General features: G+C 41.4%; 4 protein-coding genes. All 4 read left to right on the top strand.

What is annotated here, in order from left to right; genetic code table 11:
- Positions 1-652: 652 nt before the first annotated feature.
- Positions 653-1,108, top strand: a complete 456-nt coding sequence (locus G5B42_RS11535; protein ID WP_181340619.1) for a hypothetical protein — start codon at positions 653-655, stop codon at positions 1,106-1,108.
- A 416-nt stretch (positions 1,109-1,524) separates the two neighbouring features.
- Positions 1,525-1,782 carry an AbrB/MazE/SpoVT family DNA-binding domain-containing protein gene (locus tag G5B42_RS11540; RefSeq protein ID WP_181340620.1) on the top strand — a complete coding sequence of 86 codons (258 nt, stop codon included), beginning with the start codon at positions 1,525-1,527 and terminating at the stop codon, positions 1,780-1,782.
- Complete coding sequence (locus tag G5B42_RS11545; RefSeq protein WP_181340621.1) at positions 1,766-2,098, top strand: type II toxin-antitoxin system PemK/MazF family toxin; 333 nt, start codon at positions 1,766-1,768, stop codon at positions 2,096-2,098. Before G5B42_RS11540 ends, G5B42_RS11545 begins: the two co-directional genes overlap by 17 nt.
- Before the next feature lie 364 nt (positions 2,099-2,462).
- A partial coding sequence (locus tag G5B42_RS11550; protein ID WP_181340622.1) for a hypothetical protein occupies positions 2,463-2,974 on the top strand: 512 nt, incomplete at its 3' end.

Consider the following 2,974-nt stretch of genomic DNA (forward strand, 5'->3'; position numbering starts at 1 on the left):
GGCGATTGTCTGAGTGGTAATGAATACTGATTCCGCACCAAAATCCGCGAAAGATGATAGTTTAGAAGCTGACACAGAACATTTAAACAGGATTTATTCAAAGAAGGAATTCATTTTTCTTCTTTGGGGCTGCTGGGCATCGTCTAACAGCTCGTTTACCGCTTCGGGGCGCGGAGAGTGGATCATGATGACAAATCAAAGAAGTCAAATCATGAAGTTTACGCGCCCACAGCCATGGACCTAAGCGCAGTCGCGCCCGGCTTGCCCGGGCCTAAGTGGCGTCGCACTAAGGCCCGGTCTGCGCCTTAAGGTCCATGGCCGTCGGTAATCGGCAAACGTTAGCCGACATGTGGCGTAAAGGAGCGGCCATCCGTGGCCGCCATTGTGAGGAGAGAGTGTTAACAAGCCGGACGATGAAGTATGTCAAATGAATATACAAAAATGCTAGTTGGATTGTCGTATCTAATTTACCATGATTTGTTTAGTAAATAATATGGAAGTGGGTTTTCAAGATCATTAAAACATATAGCAGGCTATGGCATATGGTATTTAAGGTACCATAATGCAGGTGAAATATTATGTTAACGCAGTAACTAATCACGGCTACAGTTCAGCAAAGGATATAGTTAATATGCACAAGGAGGTGTCTGTAATGAATACATTTATGATTGATATGTGTTCAATTGATATCATAGCAAAAGATGATGAGTTCAGCGCGCTCTTAAAACAGCACAATAGAACGGGGAAGATCAGATTATTGACTACGGATGTTTTAGAGGAACAATACAGACACCCAAAAGTTCCACGGAATTCTAGAGAACTATTATCTGCACTTATTTTTGAGAGAGTTGAAGCTGAAGCATTTATTTGGGGCTTTCATTGGGGGGCTAAATGGGGCGATGGTAGCCATACTGGTATGTCGGTAGACTCCATCATGACGGCAAATAGGAATCACATCGAAGATGCACTCATTGCAGTAACCGGGGTGGGGAATGCTGATGTTCTTGTAACAGAAGATGAAAGATTGAGGAAGAAAATGAGAAGTTCGCAATCTAGATGTGAAGTCTGGAATAGTTCTCAGTTAAGACAATATGTTTTAAGTTTGTAAAAGAAGTTAATTGATGGTAGTTGCCCTCCCTGGCAACTAAAATAGGGCCGACCACACATCGGCTAACACGGCATTGCCGCTTCGGGCCGCGGGAAGTCGAATCATGATGTCGGACAAGTTAGTTGAATCATGGAGCCATCGCGGCCACATCGATTCGCTAACCGAGTCGGCGGGGTGGGTAGGACTTGGAAGCTGGCCCGCCTGTAGGCTCATCGACGTCGGCAATGCCAAACGTTAGCTGCAATTTGCTTGCCATGTTCTAAAAATAAGATAAAAACATTGCCCACGAACCGCCCATCCATGGGCTAATTTTAAATGGAAGCCAAAATCCCGGTATCTTAAAAAATTAGATTGTATAAAATATAGAGCACAGGTATAATGTAATTACAAAGTAATAACTAACTGAGGTGGGTTTTATGGAAATTGATGTCATTAAGATCGGAAATTCTAAAGGGATTCGCCTTCCTATGGCTATTTTAAAACAATGTGGAATTGAGTCAAAGGTGGAACTAGAGATTGAGGATAATTGCATCATAATAAAGCCGGTAAAAACTCCTCGTCAAGGCTGGGCCGAAGCCTTTAAAGTCATGCATGAAAAAGGGGACGACTCCTTGTTGATCGAGGAAGAAATTGATAATGATCTCTTGGAGGCTTGGGATGAGCGAAAAGATTGATCAATACTCGGTTTATTGGGTAGATTTAAATCCTACCAAGGGTGCGGAGATTAACAAGATCAGACCTTGTGTTGTTATATCGCCTCAAGAAATGAATAATCATCTGCGGACGGTTATTATTGCACCGGTAACAAGTCGGGGTAGAGAAGGATATCCTACTCGGTTGAAATTTAAAGTTAACACAATAGAGGGCTGGATTGTACTAGATCAGATTCGTGCTATTGACAAATCAAGACTATGCGAGAAGATCGGAAATCTAAACGCTGAAGAAGTGCAAATACTAAAAGGCATAATTAAGGAAATGCTGGTAGATTAGGATTAAAAGGAAAAAGGTAGTAACCAAAATAATGTTTGAGGGTAAAAATGTCCGCTTCCGTACATCCATGTACTTCAGCTTTGCCGATGGGCAACTGAAAGAAAAACATGGCAAGCAAACACTGCGGTTTTGCCTTGCCCTTCGGGGCAGCTAACATGAGCATTGCCGCTTCGGGCCACGGAAAGTCGACTCATGATGTTAGAGATGCGGGTGGTTCATGAAGTATACGCGGCCACATCGATTCGCTAACCGAGCCGGCGGGGCGGGTGGACACAAAGAAGTAGGCCCGCCTTGTAAGCTCATCGACGTCGGTAATCGGCAGACGTTATACGAAATGATGCTAATTGGGGTGTGATCGTTTATTTTGGGGAATATTGAGCTTAATATTTATTGTGATGAAATCAAAGAAGAAACAATTAAATATATGCATGTAGATAATGAAAAATGGATTTACATTGGGATTTTAATAGTTCCTGTAGATAAAGAAGAACAATTGATACGATCCCTGTTAAACAAACGTTGCGGTAATCCAGAAGCTCGTGAATGGGGAAAATGTGAAAGAGAATGTAGTTTCCATGAAAAAAATGACAAAGAAGTACATTACAAAAAACTTGGTACAAAGGATAGATATTTTATAGCTGAGAGATGGTTGGATTTTTTTATGGAGGACCGTGAACTTACTTGGTTTTACATATTGGGAATAAATTTAACAAATCTAAACTATGATTTCTTTGGAAACGCTAGCGGGAGTGAAAGATTCCTTAGAATATATAATAGGTTCTTTCGTATGGCAATACAAAAATCCGTAAAGAGTTATTTTTCTAGCTACGACACAATTACGATAAATAATCTTGGTCAGTGTATAATTAAGTTCGC

The sequence above is a fragment of the Capillibacterium thermochitinicola genome (genome assembly GCF_013664685.1).
GTDB classification, from domain to species: Bacteria; Bacillota; UBA4882; order UBA10575; family UBA10575; genus Capillibacterium; species Capillibacterium thermochitinicola.

Coding starts and splice junctions, on each gene's coding strand:
- G5B42_RS11535 (WP_181340619.1), top strand. CDS start 653: ATGAATACATTTATGATTGATATGTGTTCAATTGATATCATAGCAAAA.
- G5B42_RS11540 (WP_181340620.1), top strand. CDS start 1,525: ATGGAAATTGATGTCATTAAGATCGGAAATTCTAAAGGGATTCGCCTT.
- G5B42_RS11545 (WP_181340621.1), top strand. CDS start 1,766: ATGAGCGAAAAGATTGATCAATACTCGGTTTATTGGGTAGATTTAAAT.